The sequence below is a fragment of the Chryseobacterium oryctis genome, from assembly GCF_025971925.1.
Taxonomy (GTDB): domain Bacteria; phylum Bacteroidota; class Bacteroidia; order Flavobacteriales; family Weeksellaceae; genus Chryseobacterium; species Chryseobacterium oryctis.
The window spans coordinates 233,732-256,467 of record NZ_JAPDHV010000002.1 but is presented as its reverse complement, the minus strand read 5'-3'; the positions used below and the strand labels follow the sequence as shown (position 1 = coordinate 256,467).

The window sequence follows — 22,736 nt, the reverse complement described above, 5'->3', positions numbered from 1 at the left end:
CTTAAAATAGATAAACAACCTAAATAATCGACGAATGACAAAAGTAGAGTTATTTCTCAAAAAGAGATAATAGCAACAGAATAAATGTATTAATTAGGAGTGAAAAAATCAAGATTTTCCCTATAAGATCTACCTATCGGAAGTTTAATATGATGTACAAGCTCTACTTCGTGGGTATTCTTACTTCTGATCAAATATTTTGGAATCGCATAGCTTCTGTGTATTCTGACAAAGGAATCAAAATGGGCTTTATGTAAGAGGTTTCCTAGAGAATCTAAAATACAATGTTTTTTATCAGAAGTTACAATTCTTGTGTAATCTTTTAAGGCTTCAAGATAGAGAATATCGGTTATTTTTATCTGATGAATATTGCCTCCTTCTTTTATTTTAATGCTGTTTTCTCCAATTAATGAATCAAAATAATCACATTTTTCTTTCATTTCGAAATAATCGAAAAGTTTTTGCATTGAATAATGAAATCGGTCAGATTTTAATGGCTTTGTGATGAAGTCTAAAGTATCTATTTCGAAAGTCGCAACGGCAAACTCAGGATGAGAGCTGACAAAAATACAAGCAGGAATTTCGTGAGCTAATTTTCTGAATTCCAGACCACACATTCCTTTTATTTGGGTTTCTATAAACAATAGATCTATTTGGGTGTCAAGATAAGGTAGTGCTTGATCTATCGAATTAAAAGAACCAGCAATTTCAATATTTTCATATTGCTTGATATGGTGATGAAGAATGATTCTGTCTAGCTCGTCATCATCAATGATTATACATTTAATACTTTTGGTCATGGCGTTTTTAGTTTAGTTTTTATTTGACTTTTGACTTAAAATGTTTTTAAAACAAAAAATCAGTTTATAAAATTATTAAATTACCTTAAATAAATCCCAAGATGTGCTTAAATTAACGTTAAAATATTTTGTAATACAAAATTCATTTTGATTTTTGTATTGAAAATATTATCTTGTAAAAATCACAAAAACGGATAGAATTTAATGCTAGAAAAGAAAGAACATAACTACGAAAAGGCAGTTTTGGTAGGGGTAATTACTCAAAATCAAGATGAAGAAAAGCTTCAGGAATATATGGATGAACTGGAGTTTTTAGCTTTTACAGCAGGTGCTACGGTAGACAGACGTTTTACTCAAAAATTAACTCAGCCTGATTCCAAAACGTTCATTGGTAGCGGAAAGGCTCAGGAAATAAAAGAATATGTAAAGGAAAATGAGATTGGAACTGTAATTTTTGATGACGAGTTATCTCCCTCTCAGCTTAAAAATTTAGAAAGAGAAATAGAAGCTAAAATTCTGGATAGAACCAATCTTATATTAGATATTTTTGCACAACGAGCTCAGACTTCTTATGCGAGAACACAGGTGGAATTGGCTCAATATCAATACCTTTTACCACGATTAACAAGAATGTGGACTCACCTTGAACGTCAAAAAGGGGGAATCGGGATGAGAGGACCCGGAGAAACGGAGATTGAAACCGACCGTCGTATTATTCGTGACAGAATCTCTTTGCTGAAAGATAAATTGAAAACCATCGATAAGCAAATGGCAACTCAGAGAAATAACCGTGGAAAAGTGGTTCGTGCGGCTTTGGTAGGATATACCAATGTCGGGAAATCAACTTTGATGAATGCTATTTCTAAATCTGAAGTTTTTGCTGAAAACAAGCTTTTCGCAACCTTAGATACAACGGTAAGAAAGGTCGTAATAGGGAATTTACCTTTCTTATTAACAGATACGGTAGGTTTTATCAGAAAATTACCAACCCAATTGGTTGAATCTTTCAAATCTACATTGGATGAGGTGCGTGAAGCTGATTTACTGATTCATGTGGTGGATATTTCTCATGAAAGCTTTGAAGATCACATAGATTCTGTGAATCAAATTTTAATGGAAATCAATGCGCATCAAAAACCGATGATTATGATTTTCAATAAAATTGATGACTTTAGTTATGAGAAAAAAGACGAGGATGACTTAACGCCTTCTACGAAGAGAAACATTTCTCTTGATGAATGGAAAAAAACATGGATGGCAAAATCTAAGTATCCTACCGTTTTTATTTCAGCTTTAACGAAAGAAAACTTCCCGGAAATGAAGAAATTGGTGTATGATGAGGTAATGAAGATTCATATTTCCAGATTTCCTTACAACGATTTCCTTTTCGAGTATTTCGATAATGATGAGGAAGAAAATAATAATTAATGAAAAAATATCTTTTCTTTTTGCTGATTTTCATTTCGATTTTAGGTTTTGGTCAAAAACTAAAACTTGATTTAAAAGTCGTAGAAAAAAATCTTAAGAACTCTCACTCTCCGTATAACTACGATAAGTTGATTTTCAAATACAAAGCTTATCCGCAATCGGTTGATAGTATTGAAGCTCAGCATCTTTATTATGGAAGAAATTTTAAAGATAATTTAGTTTCAACTTCTGAAGATGAGTTTAAAAAACTGGCCGAAGCTTTTAAGAATAAAAATTTTGATGAGTGTATTTCTCAGGGAAATATTTTGTTTCAGAAAGATCCTACAAATATGGATATTTTGCTCATTCTTCTTCGAGCTTATGACTCAAAAGAAGATGGAAACAAATTTACCTACCATTTGAATCAGTTTCGTTTGTTGTCAAATGCAATAAAGTTTTCAGGAGATGGAAAGTCTGAAAAGACCGCCTATATTGTAAATTCTGTTGGGGATGAGTATATTCTGCTGAATATGCTGAAAGTGGGAGAGGAATATACAAGAGGTTCAAAAGCATTAAAAGACGGAATGCTGGATATTTGGCAAAAAGAAGATGATAAAATATATATTAAAATACTTTATTTAAATTTTTAATTAAAAAAACAGCTTAGTGGAATTATATTATTCATTTTCAGCGTTAATAGTTTTAGCATCAATATTCGCATATCTTAATTACAGATTTTTGAGACTTCCGAGTACTATCGGAATTATGATTATTGCGATTTCGGTTTCAATCATATTGGTTTTGTTTGGGGAAAGTTTTCTTCCAAAAACATTTGGGCATCTTCATAAATTGATGAATAGTATTGATTTTACTGAAGTTCTGATGGGTGCAATGCTTAATTTTCTTCTCTTTGCAGGAGGAATTCATATTAATATTAATGATTTGAAAGAGCAACTGCGGCCTGTTGCAATTTTTTCGACGGTTGGCGTTGTAATTTCAACCTTTATCGTAGGTTTCGGAATGTTCTATCTTTTGCCTTTGGTTGGGCTAAAACTTCCGTTTATATATTGTCTTGTTTTTGGAGCTTTAATCTCACCAACAGATCCTGTTGCTGTTTTAAGTATTCTGAAACAGGCAAATGTTTCAAAATCTTTGGAAACAAAGGTTGCAGGAGAATCTCTTTTCAATGATGGTATGGCAGTAGTTGTTTTTACTGTTGTATTGCAATTGGCAATAGGGAAGGAAGTGGATTTGGGTATCGAAAATATCGGATTGCTATTGATGAAAGAAGCCGGAGGAGGATTGCTTCTGGGGGTTTTATTGGGTTGGGTTACTTCCCGATTGATGCGTGAAGTTGATGATTATATTATTTCGGTTTTAGTAACGCTTTCTGTCGTGATGGGAGGGTATCTTATTGCGAGACAAATGCATATTTCCGGACCTTTAACGATGGTTGCAGCCGGATTATTTATGGGTAATTTTAATGTTAAATTTAAAATGAAATCCGTAACTCAGGATTACCTGATAAAATTTTGGGAATTAATTGACGAAATTTTGAATGCAGTTTTATTCTTATTCATTGGTTTTGAACTTTTAATGATTAAAGATTTAAAGAACTTCATGATTCCGGGATTGGTTGCAATTTTAGTTGTTTTATTTGCGAGATTTATTTCAATTTGGGGGCCTACAAAGTTTATGTCTTTGAGAACGAGGTTTAATCCGCAAACGGTAAAAGTGCTTGTTTGGGGAGGAATTCGAGGTGGTGTTTCCATTGCTTTGGCAATGTCTATTCCTAAAGGTGAGTATAGTGATGCTATTTTAAGTATTACTTATTGTGTTGTTGTATTTTCAATTGTAGTACAAGGTCTTACGATTGCTAAAGTCGCTAATCCGAAACAAATTGCACAAGAAGAACAAGAGCAAGAAGGAGTTTTAGATGAATCTCACTAAATGATACAAAATCAGAAGTATAAATGAGTGTAGTCAAGGAAATTCAAGAAGCGTTAGCTGTTTTATCTATTCCCGAAAAAGCTGAATTCTTTCCTAAATTTTTTAAAACAGGGAAAGGTGAATATGGTGAGGGTGATTTGTTTTTGGGAGTCACCGTTCCGGATCAACGAGCTGTGGCAAAAGAGTATTATGCAAAAATATTGCTGGAAGAATTAAGCAAAATTCTTTCTTCAAAATATCATGAGCACCGTTTAACGGCTTTATTTATGTTGATTTCAAAGTTTGAAAAAACGAAAGATAAAGCTGTAAAAGACGAAATTGTTGAGTTTTATATGAATCATCTTCAATTTGTTAATAACTGGGATTTGGTAGATTCAAGCTGTTACAAGATTTTAGGAAGATATGCTTTTGAAAATCAGAAAGAAAATATATTGAGGGAGTTGTCTCATTCTGATGAAATGTGGCATAAAAGGATTGCGGTTGTCGGAACAATGTATTATGTAAAAAAAGGTTTTTTTGATTTAACAAAAGAATTTGTGACAAATAATCTACAGCATCCTCACGATTTGATGCATAAGGCAAACGGCTGGCTTTTAAGAGAAATGGGAAATAAAAATGAAGGAGAGTTGATAAATTACCTTAATAAATATTATAAAGAAATGCCAAGAACTTGCCTGAGATATGCTATTGAAAAATTGGAAGAAGACCTGAGGCAGGATTATTTAAAAGGTAAAATTTAGTATGGATTGTTTCTTTTGGAAGACTTTTTTTCATTATTTTTTACATTTTATCTTTCCGGTTTTTATTGCTTTGATTTTTTTTCGTGAAAACTGGAGAAAGGTTTATTTTCTTTTTTTGGTGACAATGTTGGTAGATTTAGATCATTTATTGGCTAATCCTATTTTTGACCCTAATAGAGGAAGTATAGGATTTCATTTTTTGCACTCATATTATGCAATTGCGGTGTATTTTTTGATGCTTTTGTTTAAAGGTAATATTAGAATTATCGGTATTGGTCTTCTTTTTCATATGTTGACTGATTTTCAGGATTTTTATTTTTGGTGTCATTAAAATATTATTAATATTTTCTTTTGAAATTGTGAAAAATCGTTGGTTTTTCGTATTTTGTTAACACTTTATGAAATTAAAAGAACTTTTACATTATACGTATATTTTTCCTGTTCTGGCGGTTGTTTATTACTTCTCCGGACTCATTGGTAGCGGTGTAATTTATGATATTGTTGCCGGAATTTTACTTACTGCAAGTGTTTTATCGGCAGTGCATCATGCTGAAATGGTAGCTCATAAAGTAGGTGAGCCTTTCGGAACAATTATTTTGGCTCTTTGTATTACAATTATTGAAGTGGCTCTGATTATTTCGCTGATGGTTGCAGGTGGAGATCAGGCAATCACTCTGGCTCGAGATACTGTTTTTGCTGCTGTAATGCTTATTTTGAATGGTATTTTAGGTATCTGTATTTTGGTAGGAGGAGTTAAATATCATGAACAGTTTTTTGCCAGAACTTCGGCTACTACTTATTTGGTAAGTATTGTTTCGATTTTAGTACTTACTTTGGTTCTTCCGAATTTTACTTCAAGTGTCAACGGTCCGTTCTATAATGAGGCACAATTGGGTTTTGTTTCTGTAGCCTGTTTGGCGATTTATGGAGTATTTCTAATGGTTCAGACGGTAAGGCACAGAAGTTATTTTGTAGTACCGGAAGAACATCCTGAAGAACATTATATTCCTTCATTGACTAAGACTTTAGTGAGCTTTGTTTATCTTATCGTTTGTCTTGCTATTGTTGTGATGATGGCAAAAGGGCTTTCTTCAACTATCGAAAATATGGTAAGGAGTTTTGGAGCTCCAAAATCTTTGGTCGGGGTAATTATTGCTGCCGTAGTTTTACTTCCTGAAGGAGTTGCAGCAATTAGGGCGGCAAGAAATAATCAAATTCAGGCTAGTTTGAATCTTGGATTGGGTTCTGCTTTGGCAAGTATTGGCTTAACGATTCCTGCGGTAGCTGTAGTATGTATAGTGTACGATATTCCTTTGGTTTTAGGTCTTGATAAGAAGGATATTATTTTACTTTCTTTATCTGTTTTTATCGTAATGCTTTCCTTAAGCCGAGGAAAGACAAATATTTTGTACGGAACGGTTCTGTTAGTAAATCTTGCAGCTTATATTTTTACGGTTATTGTTCCATAAAACAAATTAAAGTCTTCTTGCTAAATCCATTTTGAAAGCCATTAATTTGGCGATGTTTTCTGCTTTGTAAATAGCTAATGAAGCCGTTTCTCCGATGAAGTTTTCCTCAATTGTTTTTCTCCATAGTTCAAGCCATTTGTCAAAATGTTTTTGTTCCATTGCCTGAATTTCGTTGATGGGAAAATGGGCACCCATTGGATTTCCTTTGTAAGTCATTTGCCCAAAAATAATTGATTCCCAGAAAGAATACATTTTAGGAAGGTGTTTGTCCCAGTCAACTTTTGCAATTTCATTAAAGAAGAAACCAATGGTTTCGTCCTTAACGACTTTATCATAAAATGAATTAACTAAAAGTTCAATATCTTCTCGTGTCTCCAAGTTTTTCATATCTCAAATTTAGGTTAAAATAGGATTATAATTTCATTCATGTACTTGATAAATTTCATAAAGCAATATTTTTATCTTTGCACAATGGTTTTTTGTATTCGAAAAACTGTTTTAGCAAAGGAAATAAATGGATTTAGAATTATATAAAAAACAGGCTTTACAAAAGCAAAAAGAGCATAAAAAATTTCTTGATGGATTGAAGAAAAAACCTCCCAAGAATCTCGACTATATTGTTCAGGAGACGCATGATGAAGTTTTTGAAGAGATAGATTGTTTATCATGTGCAAACTGCTGTAAGACGACAGGGCCATTATATACTGAAAAAGATATTGAGCGCATTGCAAAGCATCTGCGAATGAAACCCGCTGATTTTGAATCCAAATTCCTGCGAGTAGATGAGGATAATGATAAAGTTTTGCAGAATCTTCCTTGTTTCTTTTTAAATGAAGATAATACCTGTTCCATATACGAAGTCCGCCCAAAGGCTTGTAGGGAATATCCGCATACAGATAGGAAAAAAATATACCAGATAAATAATTTGATGATTAAAAATACGGTGATTTGCCCTGCTGCATACGAGTTTGTAGAAAAAATTATGAAAAATTTAGGAAAATAACATACAATCACAAATCGTCTTAATAAATTATAAAGTACGTTAAATGAGAACTTTATATATAATTTAATGAAAAATGTGTCGTTTAACTTAAACAACCATTTAAAAATATTATGTTATTATGAAAAAGTTAATTTTAACTGCAGTATTCTCATTTTTCGGAGTAGTAGCAATATCGGCGCAGGATACAATTCAAAAACCTAATGAACAACCGGCTCAGACTCCGCAAACAACAACAGATTGGAATAGTAATTCGAATGCAAATACTAATATCAATCAGAATCAAAATCAAAATACAACAATAGATACTTCTGCGGCTACGACAGTAAATCCTAATCAGGATGCAACCAAGCCTCAAGATTCAGCAAAAGAAGAGAAGAAGGCAAAAAAGAAAAAGTAATTCAGTTACTTAAAGTAGAAATGTGAAATCCTGAAAACAATATTTTCAGGATTTTTTTTGTTCAATATCATTCATTCGGAATTGTACGATTTCTTTTATCAGATTTAGTGGAAGCCTTTCATTGATAGGGAATTGTACCGCACCTTTTGAGAATTTATATTGTCTTTCTATAAAAATCTGCTCAAAGTTCTTGATGCCCATAGCTCCGGGATAAAGACCGATATGTTTTTTATAGACAGCGAAGTATATTAACCCTTTTCCTTTATATCTAAAAGCAGGCATTTGATAACCAATGTATTCTTCAATATCAGATGCTTGGGAATGAATTATACTCCTAAGGTCTTTCAGTTTTCCTTGAATTTCTTCAGGAAATAAAAGTATATATTCATCAATATTTTCGAATGTTTTTTCCATTCTATAAAAATAAAAAAAGCGTTGACATATCAACGCTTTCTCCTTTCACTATTTACTTTTTTTCCTTTTATAATCCCGGAAACAGGCTATATCAAAAAAGGTCGGGATTTTTCCCAACCTTTATATTTTATACTACTCCTTGAGCGAGCATTGCTTCTGCAACTTTTACGAATCCGGCGATATTTGCCCCTTTTACGTAGTTTACATAGCCATTCTCCTCTTTTCCGTAGTCTCTACAAGCTTTGTGGATTCCAATCATGATTTCTTTCAATCTTGCATCTACCTCTTCAGAAGTCCAGTTTAGACGAATTGAGTTTTGTGTCATTTCTAATCCTGAAGTTGCTACACCTCCTGCGTTAGAAGCTTTACCTGGAGAGAATAATACTTTATTTTCTAAGAAATAGTTGATTGCATCAAGAGTTGAAGGCATGTTTGCTGCTTCTGTAACGCACACACATCCGTTTTCAACTAAATTTTTAGCATCTTCCAAGTCTAATTCGTTTTGTGTAGCTGCAGGAATAGCAACATCACACTTAACTTCCCAAGGACGTTTTCCAGCGTGGAATTCTGCAGAAGGATATTTTTTAGCATAATCTTCAGCTCTGTTGTTTCCTGAAGATCTTAATTCTAATAAATAATCAATTTTTTCTCCATCAATACCATCTTTATCATAGATGTATCCGTCTGGTCCGGAAATAGTTAATACTTTACCTCCAAGTTCAGTTACTTTTTTGATAACTCCCCAAGCTACGTTTCCGAAACCTGAAACAGTTACTGTTTTACCTTTAAAGTCTTGTCCGATAGTTTTAAGCATTTGCTCAGCGAAATAAACTACTCCGTAACCTGTAGCTTCAGGACGAATTAGTGAACCTCCGTAAGCAAGGCCTTTACCTGTAAGAACTCCCGTAAACTCGTTTCTGATTTTTTTATACTGACCGAATAAATATCCGATTTCTCTTGCTCCAACACCGATATCACCCGCAGGAACGTCGGTTTCAGGACCTACATGCTTACATAGCTCTGTCATGAAAGCTTGGCAGAAACGCATTACTTCCATATCAGATTTACCTTGTGGGTCGAAATCTGAACCTCCTTTACCTCCTCCCATTGGAAGTGTAGTTAATGAGTTTTTAAATACTTGTTCAAAAGCTAAGAATTTAAGAACTGAAAGGTTCACTGTAGGATGGAAACGGATTCCTCCTTTATATGGTCCGATTGCAGAGTTCATCTGAATTCTGAAACCTCTGTTTACTTGGATTTCACCTTTGTCATCAACCCATGGAACTCTGAATATAATGATTCTTTCAGCTTCAGCCATTCTCTCAAGAAGCTTCATTCCTGTATATTCCTTTTTAGTCATGATAAACGGAATTACAGTTACTGCTACTTCTTTTACTGCTTGTAAAAATTCCGGTTCATTAGGGTTTTTTGCTTCAATTTTTGCAATAAACTCTTGGATTTTCTGGTCAATATTATATTGTTCCATATGTTAAGGTTGAATATTATTGCCAACAAATTTAATTTTTTTTTCAAGATTCACAATACCTTTTTTTAAAATTGTTAAAAATTTAATAATAATGTGTCGAAATATTGTTAAATTGATAATTATCCTTTAAACTTTGTTAAAAATTAAATGTTATGTCCTAAATAATGCAATATTAAGAAATCGTTAATTATGATATTGCTAAAAATTGTCTCCCGGAAAATGATTTCACTTTACCCAAAAGCTCCAACTCAAGAATTATGGGTAAAATTTTATGTGAAGGGAGTAAGACTTTAGCAGATAGATCATCCAAAGAAACATGAGGATTATTTATTATCGTATCATATATTGATTTTTGATTTTCAGTTAATTGTATGCTTTCTTTTACCTCTGGAAATAATTCTTCAGTTTTATCTTTTTGTTTATTAAGTCCAAGTAAATTGATAAGATCTTTGATGGTAGAAATCGCTGTAGCTTTATTCTGAAAAATGAGTTGGTTGCAACCTTGGCTGTATTTGTCTGTTATTTTTCCCGGAAGAGCAAAAACATCTCTGTTATAATTATTTGCAAATGTTGCTGTACTGATTGAGCCTCCTCCAAAAGCTGTTTCTACAACAATTGTTGAGGGAGAAAGGCCTGCAACGATTCTGTTTCTTTGAATGAAATTTTCTCTGTCTGGTTTTTGAGATGAATTGAATTCTGTGAGTAAAGCTCCTCCGTTTTGGAACATTTTTTCTGCTAATTTTTTATTTTTAGCAGGATATAAAGTATGAAATCCGTGAGCTAAAACTCCGATTGTTGGGATGTTAAATTGTATTGACTGTTCATGAACTTCTTTGTCAGCTCCTAAAGCCAAACCACTTATAGAAGCCAAATTCAAATGTTGAACTTCTTCAAAAAAATCTGCAATGAATTTCTGACCATAAGGCGTAATATTTCTTGTTCCAACTATACTTACTGGGTTCAAAAGAGTATTTAAGGTTCCTTTTTGGTATAAAATGGCAGGAGCATCATCGCATTCATCGAGCAGATAAGGAAGGTTTTGAAGGTGTCTTAAATTGATATTGATTTCATTCTTTTCGCAAAATGCTAATTCGTTTTCTGCAAATTTTAAATGGGTGGGATTCCCAATATCAGAAACTATTTTCTTCCCTATTCCATCTATTTTACTGTATTCTTTTTTTGCGTTTTCCCATGCATCTTTTGCGCTTCCAAAAGTTTTCACAAGTTTATAAAAATTGATATCACCAATGAGATTACATTCACGTAAAGCAATTGAGTAAAGATGTTCTTCAGAATACATTTGTGTTTTGTTTTAAACAAATGTAATGAATAAGTTTTATTTCCTTCTTAGCTCCTCTAGATGTTCCCAAATATCATCTTTCTTCTTGAAAGGTAGTTCTAAAAAGTCGTCAGGGTGATTTTCTTTGTATTCCTGCCAAAGTTTGTCATCTTTTTCATTGTAATAGTTTGGGAATTCCCAGATATATTTTTTCTTTTTTTCTCCAATATCTTTAAAAATGAAGGCAATGATAATTCCTACAATAGCTCCGGAAAGGTGTGCTTGCCACGAAATATTGCTCGGTTCGTGAAGGTTATAGAATAGCTCTTCCGGGAAAATTCCCCAAATTAAACTTCCATAATATAAAACAACAAGCATTGAAATGGTAAGAAGTTTTGTATTCCATTTAAAAACTCCACTAAAGAATAAGAAAAAAGCTAAAACGTAAACTACTCCACTTGCTCCAATTGTACAAGTATAAGTGTATTGACCTGTAAATATATCAATTGGTGGTAAAAGCCAAAGCAATAAACCACTGGCTAGCCAGCCCATAATAAAAACTTTATTGGCAACTAAAGGATAAAATTGATACAAAAGAAACATTAAAATGGCAATAGGGATGGAGTTCCCCACAATATGTTCTGTATTTCCGTGCAAAAGAGGAGAGGTAATTATACCTAATAAACCTTCTGGTAACAAAGGAATGATTGCCCCAAAACAAGAACCAAAAAAGCCTTGTGTCTGTAAAAAATATCCGAACCACATTGTTGCTAACATTAGCAAAGGGTAAATGATAGCTTTTTTGGAAATTACATTTTTAAGCATATTGTTATTTAGAGTAATTGAAATCACAAATCAAAAGCCAACCATAAATTTCGGAAAATTTGTCGATGATTTTTATTTCTTCAAGTTTATTTAAGACAAAAGGTAATGATTTTCATAGAGTTTTAAAGTTCAAATAAATTTTTTGACCACTTATTCTGATAAACTGGCTTACTTTTAGCTGATAAAGTAATTTTATATGTATAAAGTAAATGTTTTTTAAGGCATAGCTTATATTTTTGTAATGAAAATCGTTAATTTATGAAGAAGTTTTTATTATGTATCTCAATTTCGGTCGGGATTTATGCAAATGCACAAGACGAAATAAAGAAAGATTCTATAGTTGCTGATACCATAAAATATTGGTCGGTTTCTGGAAAAAATTCATTAATGATTAATCAGGCTGCTTTTTCCAATTGGGTTGGTGGTGGAGCGAATAATATTGGCTGGCTTGCAGGAATAAATTATAATATTACCTACGAGAAGGATAAGGATTTGTGGGAAAATATTATTATTCTTGATTATGGGCAAAACAATACAAAAGGCTTAGGAACGAGAAAAACTCAAGATGCGATTAATATTTCTACGAACTATGGGAGGCAGTTTTCTAAGAGTTGGTATTTTTCAGGAGGGGTGGGATTTCAGTCCCAGTTTTCAGCAGGATATGAAGATGGAAATAATCCTTCTGCAAAGAAAATATCAAACTTTATGGCTCCGGGATACTTGAATTTAGGTTTGGGTATTACATATAGACCCAATGACAATATAAATGTTACTTTGAGACCCATCAACGCAAGATGGACTTTTGTTTTGGATAAAGATTTACAGACAGCGGGAACGTATGGTTTAAAAGCAGACGGAGATTCATCTTTGTTACAGTTTGGTTTTTTGGGAACGGCTTATTATAAAATTAAAGTAATGGAAAATGTTAATTTAACAAACTCAGCCTCTGTTTTCTCAAATTATCTTGATCATCCGGAAAGATTAGTTTTAGCTTATTCTGCAATACTGAATCTAAAAGTAAATAAATTTATCACCTCAAATATAACGGCGGATATTTTGTATGACCATAATCAAATCCAGAAAACACAATTGAAGCAAACATTAGGAATTGGCTTTGCTTATACATTAAATAACGGAGTAAAACGCTCTGATAGAAAAGATAGCCAATGGTGGATTAAGAAATAAATAGTTTAAAAAAACAAAAGCACTTCAATTTGAAGTGCTTTTTTATTATCAATTATATATTGTTAGAACTCTATATCTACCTCTAGTTTTTCTGCTAAAAGTTTTGATATTTTCTCTTTTAAAGGTTCAATATCAATATTTTGCATAGCATCATTTGCAAAAGCATATAATAGTAAAGCCTGAGCTTCTTTTTTAGAAATACCTCTTGCTCTCAAATAAAATAAAGCATCTTCGTTTAATTGACCAACGGTACAACCGTGAGAACATTTCACATCATCTGCAAAAATTTCCAATTGTGGTTTTGTGTCAATTGTTGCTCCTTCGCTTAATAAAACATTATTATTTTGCTGATAAGCATTCGTTTTTTGAGCTATTTTATCTACAAAAACTTTTCCGTTGAAAACTCCATGAGAATTTCCGTTGTAAATACCTTTATAGTTCTGATAACTTTCACAATTCGGAAAATTATGGTGAACTGCAGTGTGGTGATCTACCAACTGATCTTTTCCGATAATGGTGATTCCGTTCATAAATGAATTGATATTTGATCCATTTTGAATGAAATCTAAGTTATTTCTTACTAATTTACCTCCGAAAGAGAACGTGTTTACGGTTGTTAAACTGTCTTTTTCCTGTTTTGCAAAAGTATTATCAATCAGATAAGAAGTATCGTTATCGTTCTGAAGTTTATGCCAATCTGCTTTTGCATTTGGATGAGTGAAAATTTCTGTCACAGAATTTGTCAGAACATATGTGCTGTCAAAATTATGATGACTTTCAATGATTTCAACTTTAGCCCCTTCTTCTACAATTAATAAATTTCTTGTATTGTAGAACGTGTTTTCTTCCTGATTTTGAGAAATGTAAAAAACATGGATTGGTTTTTCAATCACAACATTTTTAGGAACTTTCAAAAAGAAACCATACTTGCAATATGCCTGATTTAAGTTGGTAAATGCAGAGTCGTTGGAAGCGATAGTATTAAAATATGTATCAAAAACTTCTCTGTGTTTTTCATCATTTAAAGCATAATTAAATGAAAGAAAATCGACGTTTTCGATAGAAACTTTTGATAATTCTTTATGAAGTTTACCGTTCACAAAAGTAATCCAGTCAAAATTTTCTTCACCAAGATGCAATTGCTCCAACTGTTCTTTTGTGATATTATGACTTTCTTTTGGGAAAAAATTATACCCCTTTTCAGTAATCTCCTTTAGATTGGTATATTTATATTCTTCGTCTTTTTTGGTTGGAAAACCGATGTTTTCAAATCTTTGAAGAGCTGCTTTTCTATCTTCATCCAAAAATCTGTGACGAAGACTCTCCAAAAATTTATTGTGGTTGTCTGTAATTTGTTCGTATAAAGCCATTACTGATATTTCGGCCATCACACCTTATTTATTATATTTAAAATAAAATTGTTTCAATTGTACGGTTTTACCGTTTTTTTCATCACTGAATTAAAACTTTCACTTCACTTTGACTAATTCAGAATGATATTCTAGGTTGATATTAGTTTAAAAGCCAATCGTAACCTTTCTCTTCAAGTTCTAGAGCAAGAGATTTATCACCAGTTTTGATGATTTTTCCGTTGGCTAAAACGTGAACGAAGTCAGGCTGGATGTAATTAAGCAATCTTTGATAGTGAGTAATCAAAAGAACTGCATTTCCTTCATTTTTGAAGTAATTTACACCGTCTGCAACAATTCTTAAAGCATCAATATCCAATCCAGAATCTGTTTCGTCAAGAATAGCCAACTTAGGATTAAGCATCATCATTTGGAAAATCTCGTTTCTTTTCTTCTCACCTCCTGAGAAGCCTTCGTTCAAAGATCTTGAAAGGAAGTCTTTCTTAATTCCTAATTTTTCAGATTTTTCACGAATTAAAGCAAGCATTTCTTTTGCAGGCATTTCTTCTAAACCGTTAGCTTTTCTGTTTTCGTTTAAAGCAGCTTTTATAAAGTTGGTTACAGAAACACCTGGAATTTCGACAGGATACTGGAACGAAAGAAAAATTCCTTTGTGAGCTCTTTCTTCCGGAGCATCTTCAATAATGTTTTCACCATCGAAAATGATTTCTCCGTCTGTAACTTCATAATCTTCTTTTCCTGCAATTACAGAAGAAAGAGTAGATTTTCCAGCTCCGTTCGGTCCCATAATAGCATGAACTTCACCCGGTTTTATTTCAAGATTAATACCTTTTAATATTTCTGCGCCATCTTCAATTTTGGCGTGTAGGTTTTTAATGTTTAACATAATTTTTTATGATGATTAGGCAATTAGAAACTCTATTACCATTTTTATTTAAACTTTTATTTTATCCAACGGAGCCTTCTAATGAAATTTCTAATAATTTCTGTGCTTCAATAGCAAATTCCATTGGGAGTTTATTTAAAACTTCTTTACTGAAACCGTTTACAATCAGGGCGATAGCTCTTTCTGTATCAATTCCTCTTTGGTTACAGTAGAAAATCTGGTCTTCTCCGATTTTTGAAGTTGTAGCTTCGTGCTCCAGCTGAGCAGAAGGATCTTTTATTTCAATATAAGGGAAAGTGTGTGCTCCACATTCATTACCCATCAATAGAGAGTCGCATTGTGAAAAGTTTCTTGCTCCTTTTGCAGAAGGCATTACTTTTACCAAACCTCTATATGAATTATTAGATTTTCCGGCAGAAATACCCTTAGAAATAATTGTTGATTTCGTATTTTTCCCGATATGAATCATTTTTGTACCAGTATCTGCATATTGATAATTGTTGGTAACTGCGATAGAGTAGAATTCTCCCACAGAATTATCACCTTTTAAGATACAAGAAGGATATTTCCAAGTTACTGCAGAACCTGTTTCAACCTGAGTCCAAGAAATTTTTGCATTTTTTTCGCAAAGACCTCTTTTGGTTACAAAGTTGAAAACACCTCCTTTTCCTTCTTCATTCCCAGGATACCAGTTTTGAACAGTAGAGTATTTAATTTCAGCATTCTCCATTGCGATGAGCTCAACAACGGCAGCGTGAAGCTGATTTTCGTCTCTTGACGGAGCTGTACAACCTTCAAGATAAGAAACGTAACTTCCTTCATCAGCAATTAATAACGTTCTTTCAAATTGTCCTGTTCCTGCCTGATTGATTCTGAAATATGTAGATAATTCCATTGGGCATTTTACACCTTTAGGAATATAACAGAAACTTCCGTCGGAGAATACAGCAGAATTAAGAGCGGCATAGAAATTATCACCTCTAGGAACCACTTTTCCGATATATTTTCTTACTAAATCAGGGTGGTTTTTAATAGCCTCAGAAATAGAACAGAAAATAATTCCTTTTTCCATTAAAGTTTCCTGAAAAGTAGTCTTTACCGAAACGGAGTCCATTACAATATCTACAGCTACACCAGTAAGTCTTTTTTGCTCTTCAATGTTAATCCCTAATTTTTCAAAAGTTTTCAATAATTCAGGATCTACCTCGTCTAAGCTTTCCAATTCTGGCTTAGCTTTTGGAGCAGCATAATATTTAATTGCCTGGAAATCTGGTTTTTCATATTTAATATTAGCCCAATCCGGTTCTGTCATTTTTTGCCAGATTCTGAAAGATTCCAAACGCCATTCTGTCATCCATTCTGGTTCTTCTTTTTTAGAAGAAATAGCACGGATGATATCTTCGTTCAAACCAATTGGGAAATCCTCGTAATCGATTTTAGTTTCCCAACCAAATTCGTATTTTTTATTTTCTAAATCGACGCGTAAATCGTCTTCTGTATATTTACTCATTATTTTTTTTAGATTTCAGAACTAAGTCTGATTTCTGGTATCTATTATCTAATGTATTTTCTGTCTTATAAAGAAAAACTTTCTCCACATCCGCATGTTCTCGATGCGTTAGGATTGTTGAAAACAAATCCCTTTCCGTTTATACCTCCTGAATATTCAAGAGTTGTTCCTGCTAAATAGAGGATTGATTTTTTATCTACAACAATTTTTATACTATTGTCTTCAAAAATTTGGTCAGCATCAGTTTTTTCGTTGTCAAACTTCAAAACATACTCTAAACCAGAGCAACCTCCACTTTTTACCCCTACTCGAATATAATCTTCAGCGGGGTTGAAACCATCCTCTGTCATCAATTGGATGGCTTTTTCCTTTGCTTGGTCTGATACTTTTATCATTGTATTTATTTAGAATGATTTAATGGAGCAAAAATACAAACTAATTTCCGCAATCTCAAATTGATGATGTCTATTTTAATGATTTTACATATTGTTAACGAATGAAAGCTTTAGAAATATTATAAATTTTCGTCTATAAGAGGGAATTTTTGTGTCTTGCAATTTAACTTTTTATATAATTTTTCATCTATAAAAACAAAAATACAAACTATTTAATTTGATATTAAATTAAGAAATCAATGAAAATAGAGAAGAGTATTAAATAAAATTCAATAGAATAAAGATAAAATCAAAAAATGAAAAAAATAGGTATTATTATTTTAGCCTTGTTTATGCAACAGGTTTCTGCACAAGCCAACAGGTTTGTGTATCAGGTTACAATGAAGCCAGATGCCACAAATAAAAATGAGATTAAAACAGAAAATGCATATCTGGATATATCAGCGGAAAAATCACTTTTTTATTCTGAAAATAGATATAAAAGAGATTCTATTATGCAGAAAAACTTTCAAAGTAGTGGAGCACGAGGTTTTAACAGAGATCAAATGGAAAGCTTAAGATCGATAATTAATTATTCGGTTGAAAAGGATAAAATGAACCAAAAAACCTTATTCAAAGATAGGTTAGGAAGAGATATTTATTCTTATGAAGAAGATAGACCATTGAACTGGAAAATTTCTTCTGAAACTATGAAAATTGGTGATTACAAAGTTCAGAAAGCAGAAACAGATTTTGCAGGAAGACTTTGGACAGCCTGGTTTACTACAGATTTACCTTATCAGGACGGTCCGTATAAATTCGGAGGACTTCCGGGGCTTGTTATAAAAGTGGAAGATGATAAAGGTGACTATTCTTTCGATTTAATGAAAAATTATAAAATTGATGAAGTTGCCTCTTTGAGTCAGTTTGGAAATGTAATCAAAGTGAAAAGACCTGATTTTTTGAAACAACAAGAAAAGTATAAGTCTGATCCTATTGCATTTATGAGTCAAGGAGGAGGTTTTGGAGGTTCAGGAAGAGGAGGTAGAGCCGGAGGAGGAATAGCTCCACCAAGAGGAGCGGGAAATCAGTCTCCTGTAGATATGAGAAAGAGAATGGAGGAAAGAATAAAAGAAGAAACAAAAAACAATAGCAACCCTATTGAATTGAAATAAAAATAAAGCCCCTGAAAATTTTTCAGGGGCTTTATTTTTTATGACTTCAGATTATTTTAAAAGTTGATTAAACGTATCACCTTGTCTTATATCTCCGCTATTATAGCCTTTCATAAACCATTCTTTACGCTGTGCTGATGAGCCATGGGTGAAACTTTCCTGATTCACATATCCCTGAGATCTTTTCTGGATATTATCATCTCCAACAGCTTCAGCGGCTTCAATTGCAGACTGAATGTCTCCAGGTTCTAGAATGTGTTCTCTGTTATCTGTCTGTTTAGCCCAAACTCCTGCATAAAAATCTGCTTGTAATTCAGTTGCTACAGAAACTCTGTTCATATCTGCTTCAGAATATCTTCCGCTTCTTCTTAATGCATCTACCTTTTGGGTTGTTCCTAAAAGAGTTTGAACGTGATGACCAATTTCGTGAGCCATTACGTAAGCAATTGTAAATTCTGTAACCTGTGCACCGAATCTTGATTGAAGCTCATTGAAGAATCTCATATCCATGTACACACTTTGGTCTGCTGGACAATAAAAAGGTCCCATTGCAGATTCCGCAGTTCCGCAGCCAGATTGTGTTCTATTTTCAAATAAAATTACTCTTGCAGGACGATATTGCATTCCGTTGTCTGCGAAAATTTTGGTCCATGTTTGTTCATTCTCAGCAGTAACCATCTGCACAAATTCACGAACTTTGAGTTCGTTAGAATTTAATTGTCTTTGTTCTGTGGGGGCAGAGCTACCACCTCCTGACGAAAGAATCGCTGACGGATCTCCTCCTAAAAAAAATATAATTGCAGCAATAATAATAGTTCCTAAACCACCACCCACAATAGCTCCTCCAGAGCCACCGGAACCACGTCTGTCTTCAACATTACCGCTTCTGTCTTCAGTCCATTTCATAGAAATAATTTTTTGTTGTAAATTTAAAATTAATATTGAACCTAATTAATTATTTTTTGAAAAAAATTAAAATTAATTAAACGATTTATTATCGATTAAGTTTGTTTTTTTCTATCCAATATGATGTTGATTGATATACAGATATTGTTTGTTCTACAAGGTTCTGTTGTGGTGTTTTTACAGGATTTTCATTATAATAAATATTAAAATTTGGAGCTAAACTGCTTTCTTTTTGTTGTAAAGAATATTGTTTTACCTTTCTCAAAGGAGAAATTATGGTAAGATGATTATCTTTCACAAAACCTAAATCCTGATAGGTTGCAATATAAGCTTTTGGCTGGAAATAATCCTTGAATACATCCTGACCTAAAAATTTAGATTGGTAATTAAAGTTTAGCAATCCGAAAAGGGTAGGCATCACATCTATCTGCGACATTAGTTTGTCAAATTTTTGTGGTTGAATAAAACCTTCAGAGAAAATCATGGCCGGAATTCTATATTTATCCATTGGTAATTCTGTACTTCCTGCACTTGATGCACAATGGTCTGCTACAATTACGAAAACAGTATTTTTATACCAATCTTGTTTTTTTGCCAATTCAAAAAACTTCTTGATAGAATAGTCGGTATATTTTACACCTCCTTCACGCGATTTTGAGTCTCCAGGAATATCAATTCTTCCATCAGGATAAGTGAAAGGTCTATGATTTGAAACCGTCATCCAATGATTAAAAAATGGCTTTCCTGATTTTGCTTCCTGATTCATTACCTGAATTGCTTTTTTTGCCATATCTTCATCGGCAACGCCCCAAACATTTGCGAAAGAAATTTCATTGGGTTGAAAATTATTTCTGTCAATAATATCATAGCCATTTCCTCCAAAAAAATCCTGCATATTGTCAAAATAACTGTAACCTCCATACAGAAACTTCACATCATAACCTTTGGATTTAAAAACACTTCCCGTTGTGAATTTATTTTTATTATTTTCCCTTTTAACGATACTTTCTCCCGCAGTTGGAGGAATACAAAGAGTTAAAGCTTCCAAACCACGAACGGTTCTGTTTCCTGTAGCATAAACATTAGTGAACATTAAAGATTTAGTTGCTAAACTATCTAAAAAAGGAGTGATTTTTTGAGTATTTCCGTAATGTTCCAAAAATTCTGCGGATAAACTTTCGATAGAGATTAAAACAACGTTTTTTCTTTGTTCAGGTTGTTCAGAAACAATGTTTCTTACCAGAGAATGTTCCGGATATTGATTTAAAAAGTTTTTTTCAGCCTGATTTTGGTCGATTTTAGAATAAAACTGAAAATAATCAAGCTCACTATGAGTAAATGCCCAGTAGAATTTTGGAATTCCGTTGGCTTCAATTTCATCAGCAAAAACATTTGAAGATTTTCTTTCCATCATTGCCGGAATTATCCATAAACTTATTCCAACTAATACAATGAATGTTCCCAATAAAATCAACTTCTGTTTAAAATTAGGTAATGTTAAAAGTTCTTCTTTTGTCTTTTTAAATATAAACCATGTAATGCTAAAGGTTATAATGAAAATAGCGAGAAATAGAGGAATTACAGGATAGCTTTCCATGATATTCCCAATAACTTCGTTGGTGTAAATAAGGTAATCTACGGCAATAAAATTATATCTAAGTCCAAATTCATTATAAAAGAAATACTCACTTACAGCATTGAAAACGATTAGTAAGACATACAAAAACAATGTAATAAAGTAAAGTATGTTTCTGATTTTGATTCTTTTTGAAGGTAAGAAAAGCAATAATCCGAAAAGGAGGGTTTTTAAACCAACAAAAATTAAAGCAATTTTAGTTACAGAACCTCCGTATTGTTTGAAAATGTTGTTTGGGATTACTAAAATATATAAGAAAAATAATAACAGAGCCCCAAAAATGATATACCCGTAAGGCTTTTTGTATTTTGAATTAGACAAAAATAAAAAATAAAGAGCCAAGAATGAACTTGCTAAAATGAAAACAAAAATATCATTGACAAGCCCTATTGATAAAACCTTTATTATTTCCAAAAAACCAAAACTGTCATTGGTAATAGGATGAAAAAAGAAAACTACTCTTAATAATAATGAAATTATAAGGTAAAAAACTCCTAAATATAGAAAAGGCTTAATTTTTTGCGTAAACATTGACTAATTATATGTTGATTTTTGCAAAGATAACTTTTATTTAATATCAGTCTTAAATGTTAATCAACAAAAAAAGGACTATCTGAAAATAGTCCTTTATGCTGTTTTTATGGAGTAACAATTATTACTTTCCAAAACCGATATTTCCTTTTTTACCAGATAAATTCTTTTTAAAATCTATCATTCTCAAAGCTGTTACAGCTGCTTCTACACCTTTATTTCCTAAATCACCACCGCTTCTTGCAATAGATTGTTCTTTGTTGTCATCTGTTAAAACACAGAAAATAGTTGGTGTATCAGTAAGAATATTGCAATCTTTGATACCTTGTGCTACAGCTGAGCAAACATAATCAAAATGAGGTGTTTCTCCACGAATTACACATCCTATTGCAATTACCGCATCATATTTTCTTTCTTTGCAAAGTTGCATACTTGCATAGCTTAGCTCAAATGCTCCAGGAACAGGAAATAGTTTAATATTTTCAGCTTTTACACCTTCTTTTTCAAGAATTTCCAAGGCTGCATCACGAAGGTTGTATGTTACAAAATCATTCCACTCAGAAAAAACAATGCCGATAGAAAAATCTTCGGCATTAGTTATATTCAGTGGCTTGTAATCTGATAGATTAACTGTTGCCATTTTTTAATAATATTTAGTCATTTCAATATAAGAATCAGACATTCCGTTGTCGTAATCTTGATATTTCTCATTAATAGTTGAGAAGTATTTTTTAGCATCTGCATTTTTCTTCAGTCCTAAAGCCAAAATACCTGCTTTTCTTGTAAAATAATAAGAAGTATATGGATCGTCTGAAGCAGAAGCTGCTTTATCTAATAATTGTAAAGCTTCATCATTTTTGTTAAGACCAGATTTAGCATCTGCCATCGCTCCGTATTTCATAGCCATTACAGTCTTATTATCAGAAGAAACTTTGTCTAAAAGGTCGTATGCTTCCTGGAATTTTCCTTCCTTGAATTTTAATAAACCTGCATTATAAGCAGAAAGTTTACCTACAGATGTTGAAGAATATTCGTTTGCTGTACCAATGAATCCTGGGTTTGCAGCAGAGTTTCCTCCTAAAGCTTCTTTATCTTTTCCATTGGTAAGATTTTTTTGTGCAGCAAGGAAGCTTTTCATGGCTTCAGCATTTTGAGGAGCGACAATGAATTGCTTGTAAGCAAAAAAGCCTAAAACTCCCAATACTAAAACACCAAAAACAATTCCTAGTTGTTTTGAATATTTTTCAAGGAATCTTTCTGTGTTTAAAGCTTCTCTGTCAAGGTCTTTAAAAAATTCCACTGTTTCTTTACCTTCTTGCTCATTGTGAGCATTCTTTGTAAGTTTTGCCATAAATTCTTAAAAATTGAATTGCAAATTTAATTGTTTCTGAAT

Annotated in this window: 24 protein-coding genes; 10 read left to right on the top strand and 14 right to left on the bottom strand. The window is 32.6% G+C overall.

Translation table 11 applies throughout. The annotated features are described in order from the left end of the window. Positions 1 to 89 precede the first annotated feature (89 nt). Complete coding sequence (locus OH806_RS04875) at positions 90 to 800, bottom strand: LytR/AlgR family response regulator transcription factor (RefSeq protein ID WP_264742548.1); 711 nt, start codon at positions 798 to 800, stop codon at positions 90 to 92. A gap of 204 nt (positions 801 to 1,004) precedes the next feature. Between OH806_RS04875 and hflX the strand changes: the two genes are divergently transcribed. The 6 genes from hflX (at position 1,005) to OH806_RS04845 (ending at position 6,366) form a co-directional block, all read left to right on the top strand. Further along, the gene (gene hflX, locus OH806_RS04870) at positions 1,005 to 2,228 is read left to right on the top strand and encodes a GTPase HflX (protein WP_264742547.1); all 1,224 of its coding nucleotides are present in this window, start codon (positions 1,005 to 1,007) and stop codon (positions 2,226 to 2,228) included. Next, complete coding sequence (locus OH806_RS04865) at positions 2,228 to 2,857, top strand: DUF4919 domain-containing protein (protein ID WP_264742546.1); 630 nt, start codon at positions 2,228 to 2,230, stop codon at positions 2,855 to 2,857. The genes hflX and OH806_RS04865 overlap by 1 nt, the downstream gene beginning before the upstream one ends. Positions 2,858 to 2,873: 16 nt before the next feature. Continuing rightward, positions 2,874 to 4,157, top strand: a complete 1,284-nt coding sequence (locus OH806_RS04860) for a cation:proton antiporter (protein WP_264742545.1) — start codon at positions 2,874 to 2,876, stop codon at positions 4,155 to 4,157. 23 nt (positions 4,158 to 4,180) lie between these two features. Beyond that, positions 4,181 to 4,897, top strand: a complete 717-nt coding sequence (locus OH806_RS04855; protein WP_264742544.1) for a DNA alkylation repair protein — start codon at positions 4,181 to 4,183, stop codon at positions 4,895 to 4,897. Position 4,898: 1 nt separating this feature from the next. Beyond that, on the top strand, positions 4,899 to 5,228 hold the full coding sequence (locus tag OH806_RS04850) for a DUF6122 family protein (protein ID WP_264742543.1): 330 nt from the start codon (positions 4,899 to 4,901) through the stop codon (positions 5,226 to 5,228). Between the two features lie 67 nt (positions 5,229 to 5,295). Further along, complete coding sequence (locus OH806_RS04845; protein WP_264742542.1) at positions 5,296 to 6,366, top strand: calcium:cation antiporter; 1,071 nt, start codon at positions 5,296 to 5,298, stop codon at positions 6,364 to 6,366. A gap of 6 nt (positions 6,367 to 6,372) precedes the next feature. Here the strand turns inward: OH806_RS04845 and OH806_RS04840 are convergent, their stop codons facing one another. After that, positions 6,373 to 6,753: a group III truncated hemoglobin gene (locus OH806_RS04840; RefSeq protein WP_264742541.1), complete on the bottom strand. Its 381-nt coding sequence runs from the start codon at positions 6,751 to 6,753 to the stop codon at positions 6,373 to 6,375. Positions 6,754 to 6,880: 127 nt separating this feature from the next. Here OH806_RS04840 and OH806_RS04835 point away from each other — a divergent pair, with 127 nt between their 5' ends. Then, on the top strand, positions 6,881 to 7,369 hold the full coding sequence (locus OH806_RS04835) for a YkgJ family cysteine cluster protein (RefSeq protein ID WP_264742540.1): 489 nt from the start codon (positions 6,881 to 6,883) through the stop codon (positions 7,367 to 7,369). A 118-nt stretch (positions 7,370 to 7,487) separates the two neighbouring features. Next, positions 7,488 to 7,766, top strand: a complete 279-nt coding sequence (locus tag OH806_RS04830) for a hypothetical protein (RefSeq protein ID WP_264742539.1) — start codon at positions 7,488 to 7,490, stop codon at positions 7,764 to 7,766. Between the two features lie 45 nt (positions 7,767 to 7,811). Here OH806_RS04830 and OH806_RS04825 read toward each other — a convergent pair whose 3' ends face one another. The 4 genes from OH806_RS04825 to OH806_RS04810 all read right to left on the bottom strand — a co-directional run bounded on the left by OH806_RS04825 (position 7,812) and on the right by OH806_RS04810 (position 11,770). Beyond that, on the bottom strand, positions 7,812 to 8,180 hold the full coding sequence (locus OH806_RS04825; protein ID WP_264742538.1) for an iron chaperone: 369 nt from the start codon (positions 8,178 to 8,180) through the stop codon (positions 7,812 to 7,814). Positions 8,181 to 8,307: 127 nt separating this feature from the next. Then, positions 8,308 to 9,666, bottom strand: a complete 1,359-nt coding sequence (gene gdhA, locus OH806_RS04820; RefSeq protein ID WP_264742537.1) for an NADP-specific glutamate dehydrogenase — start codon at positions 9,664 to 9,666, stop codon at positions 8,308 to 8,310. Positions 9,667 to 9,853: 187 nt separating this feature from the next. After that, positions 9,854 to 10,966, bottom strand: coding sequence for a DNA-processing protein DprA (gene dprA / locus OH806_RS04815; protein ID WP_264742536.1), 1,113 nt, complete (start codon positions 10,964 to 10,966; stop codon positions 9,854 to 9,856). A gap of 36 nt (positions 10,967 to 11,002) precedes the next feature. Continuing rightward, positions 11,003 to 11,770, bottom strand: a complete 768-nt coding sequence (locus tag OH806_RS04810; RefSeq protein WP_264742535.1) for a rhomboid family intramembrane serine protease — start codon at positions 11,768 to 11,770, stop codon at positions 11,003 to 11,005. A 258-nt stretch (positions 11,771 to 12,028) separates the two neighbouring features. Here OH806_RS04810 and OH806_RS04805 point away from each other — a divergent pair, with 258 nt between their 5' ends. Then, on the top strand, positions 12,029 to 12,955 hold the full coding sequence (locus OH806_RS04805; RefSeq protein WP_264742534.1) for a DUF3078 domain-containing protein: 927 nt from the start codon (positions 12,029 to 12,031) through the stop codon (positions 12,953 to 12,955). A 62-nt stretch (positions 12,956 to 13,017) separates the two neighbouring features. On the opposite strand, the gene sufD is transcribed toward OH806_RS04805, so the two are convergent. The 4 genes from sufD to OH806_RS04785 form a co-directional block, all read right to left on the bottom strand. Continuing rightward, complete coding sequence (sufD, locus tag OH806_RS04800; protein ID WP_264742975.1) at positions 13,018 to 14,325, bottom strand: Fe-S cluster assembly protein SufD; 1,308 nt, start codon at positions 14,323 to 14,325, stop codon at positions 13,018 to 13,020. Between the two features lie 142 nt (positions 14,326 to 14,467). Continuing rightward, complete coding sequence (gene sufC / locus OH806_RS04795) at positions 14,468 to 15,211, bottom strand: Fe-S cluster assembly ATPase SufC (protein ID WP_264742533.1); 744 nt, start codon at positions 15,209 to 15,211, stop codon at positions 14,468 to 14,470. 61 nt (positions 15,212 to 15,272) lie between these two features. Further along, positions 15,273 to 16,721 (bottom strand): Fe-S cluster assembly protein SufB, encoded by a 1,449-nt coding sequence (sufB, locus tag OH806_RS04790; RefSeq protein ID WP_264742532.1) that lies wholly within the window; start codon positions 16,719 to 16,721, stop codon positions 15,273 to 15,275. Between the two features lie 65 nt (positions 16,722 to 16,786). Next, positions 16,787 to 17,116 carry a HesB/IscA family protein gene (locus OH806_RS04785; RefSeq protein WP_264742531.1) on the bottom strand — a complete coding sequence of 110 codons (330 nt, stop codon included), beginning with the start codon at positions 17,114 to 17,116 and terminating at the stop codon, positions 16,787 to 16,789. 296 nt (positions 17,117 to 17,412) lie between these two features. On the opposite strand from OH806_RS04785, the gene OH806_RS04780 reads away from it, so the two are divergent. Further along, a complete protein-coding gene (locus OH806_RS04780) occupies positions 17,413 to 18,270 on the top strand; it encodes a GLPGLI family protein (protein WP_264742530.1) in 858 nt (285 codons plus the stop codon). A 51-nt stretch (positions 18,271 to 18,321) separates the two neighbouring features. On the opposite strand, the gene ypfJ is transcribed toward OH806_RS04780, so the two are convergent. The 4 genes from ypfJ to OH806_RS04760 all read right to left on the bottom strand — a co-directional run bounded on the left by ypfJ (position 18,322) and on the right by OH806_RS04760 (position 22,694). Beyond that, positions 18,322 to 19,176 (bottom strand): KPN_02809 family neutral zinc metallopeptidase, encoded by an 855-nt coding sequence (ypfJ, locus tag OH806_RS04775; protein ID WP_264742529.1) that lies wholly within the window; start codon positions 19,174 to 19,176, stop codon positions 18,322 to 18,324. An 88-nt stretch (positions 19,177 to 19,264) separates the two neighbouring features. Continuing rightward, positions 19,265 to 21,343 carry an LTA synthase family protein gene (locus OH806_RS04770; protein WP_264742528.1) on the bottom strand — a complete coding sequence of 693 codons (2,079 nt, stop codon included), beginning with the start codon at positions 21,341 to 21,343 and terminating at the stop codon, positions 19,265 to 19,267. 124 nt (positions 21,344 to 21,467) lie between these two features. After that, complete coding sequence (ribH, locus tag OH806_RS04765) at positions 21,468 to 21,983, bottom strand: 6,7-dimethyl-8-ribityllumazine synthase (protein WP_264742527.1); 516 nt, start codon at positions 21,981 to 21,983, stop codon at positions 21,468 to 21,470. Positions 21,984 to 21,986: 3 nt separating this feature from the next. Continuing rightward, positions 21,987 to 22,694 (bottom strand): YfgM family protein, encoded by a 708-nt coding sequence (locus OH806_RS04760; protein WP_264742526.1) that lies wholly within the window; start codon positions 22,692 to 22,694, stop codon positions 21,987 to 21,989. Positions 22,695 to 22,736 lie beyond the last annotated feature (42 nt).

What these genes read in the sequence shown, in the direction of transcription:
- sufC (WP_264742533.1), bottom strand. Translation starts at nt 15,211, where the DNA reads ATGTTAAACATTAAAAACCTACACGCCAAAATTGAAGATGGCGCAGAA.
- OH806_RS04810 (WP_264742535.1), bottom strand. Translation starts at nt 11,770, where the DNA reads ATGCTTAAAAATGTAATTTCCAAAAAAGCTATCATTTACCCTTTGCTA.
- dprA (WP_264742536.1), bottom strand. Translation starts at nt 10,966, where the DNA reads ATGTATTCTGAAGAACATCTTTACTCAATTGCTTTACGTGAATGTAAT.
- OH806_RS04825 (WP_264742538.1), bottom strand. Translation starts at nt 8,180, where the DNA reads ATGGAAAAAACATTCGAAAATATTGATGAATATATACTTTTATTTCCT.
- sufB (WP_264742532.1), bottom strand. Translation starts at nt 16,721, where the DNA reads ATGAGTAAATATACAGAAGACGATTTACGCGTCGATTTAGAAAATAAA.
- OH806_RS04840 (WP_264742541.1), bottom strand. Translation starts at nt 6,753, where the DNA reads ATGAAAAACTTGGAGACACGAGAAGATATTGAACTTTTAGTTAATTCA.
- OH806_RS04850 (WP_264742543.1), top strand. Translation starts at nt 4,899, where the DNA reads ATGGATTGTTTCTTTTGGAAGACTTTTTTTCATTATTTTTTACATTTT.
- OH806_RS04845 (WP_264742542.1), top strand. Translation starts at nt 5,296, where the DNA reads ATGAAATTAAAAGAACTTTTACATTATACGTATATTTTTCCTGTTCTG.
- OH806_RS04760 (WP_264742526.1), bottom strand. Translation starts at nt 22,694, where the DNA reads ATGGCAAAACTTACAAAGAATGCTCACAATGAGCAAGAAGGTAAAGAA.
- hflX (WP_264742547.1), top strand. Translation starts at nt 1,005, where the DNA reads ATGCTAGAAAAGAAAGAACATAACTACGAAAAGGCAGTTTTGGTAGGG.
- sufD (WP_264742975.1), bottom strand. Translation starts at nt 14,325, where the DNA reads ATGGCTTTATACGAACAAATTACAGACAACCACAATAAATTTTTGGAG.
- OH806_RS04835 (WP_264742540.1), top strand. Translation starts at nt 6,881, where the DNA reads ATGGATTTAGAATTATATAAAAAACAGGCTTTACAAAAGCAAAAAGAG.
- OH806_RS04855 (WP_264742544.1), top strand. Translation starts at nt 4,181, where the DNA reads ATGAGTGTAGTCAAGGAAATTCAAGAAGCGTTAGCTGTTTTATCTATT.
- ribH (WP_264742527.1), bottom strand. Translation starts at nt 21,983, where the DNA reads ATGGCAACAGTTAATCTATCAGATTACAAGCCACTGAATATAACTAAT.
- OH806_RS04865 (WP_264742546.1), top strand. Translation starts at nt 2,228, where the DNA reads ATGAAAAAATATCTTTTCTTTTTGCTGATTTTCATTTCGATTTTAGGT.
- OH806_RS04875 (WP_264742548.1), bottom strand. Translation starts at nt 800, where the DNA reads ATGACCAAAAGTATTAAATGTATAATCATTGATGATGACGAGCTAGAC.
- OH806_RS04805 (WP_264742534.1), top strand. Translation starts at nt 12,029, where the DNA reads ATGAAGAAGTTTTTATTATGTATCTCAATTTCGGTCGGGATTTATGCA.
- OH806_RS04780 (WP_264742530.1), top strand. Translation starts at nt 17,413, where the DNA reads ATGAAAAAAATAGGTATTATTATTTTAGCCTTGTTTATGCAACAGGTT.
- OH806_RS04830 (WP_264742539.1), top strand. Translation starts at nt 7,488, where the DNA reads ATGAAAAAGTTAATTTTAACTGCAGTATTCTCATTTTTCGGAGTAGTA.
- OH806_RS04785 (WP_264742531.1), bottom strand. Translation starts at nt 17,116, where the DNA reads ATGATAAAAGTATCAGACCAAGCAAAGGAAAAAGCCATCCAATTGATG.
- OH806_RS04770 (WP_264742528.1), bottom strand. Translation starts at nt 21,343, where the DNA reads ATGTTTACGCAAAAAATTAAGCCTTTTCTATATTTAGGAGTTTTTTAC.
- ypfJ (WP_264742529.1), bottom strand. Translation starts at nt 19,176, where the DNA reads ATGAAATGGACTGAAGACAGAAGCGGTAATGTTGAAGACAGACGTGGT.
- gdhA (WP_264742537.1), bottom strand. Translation starts at nt 9,666, where the DNA reads ATGGAACAATATAATATTGACCAGAAAATCCAAGAGTTTATTGCAAAA.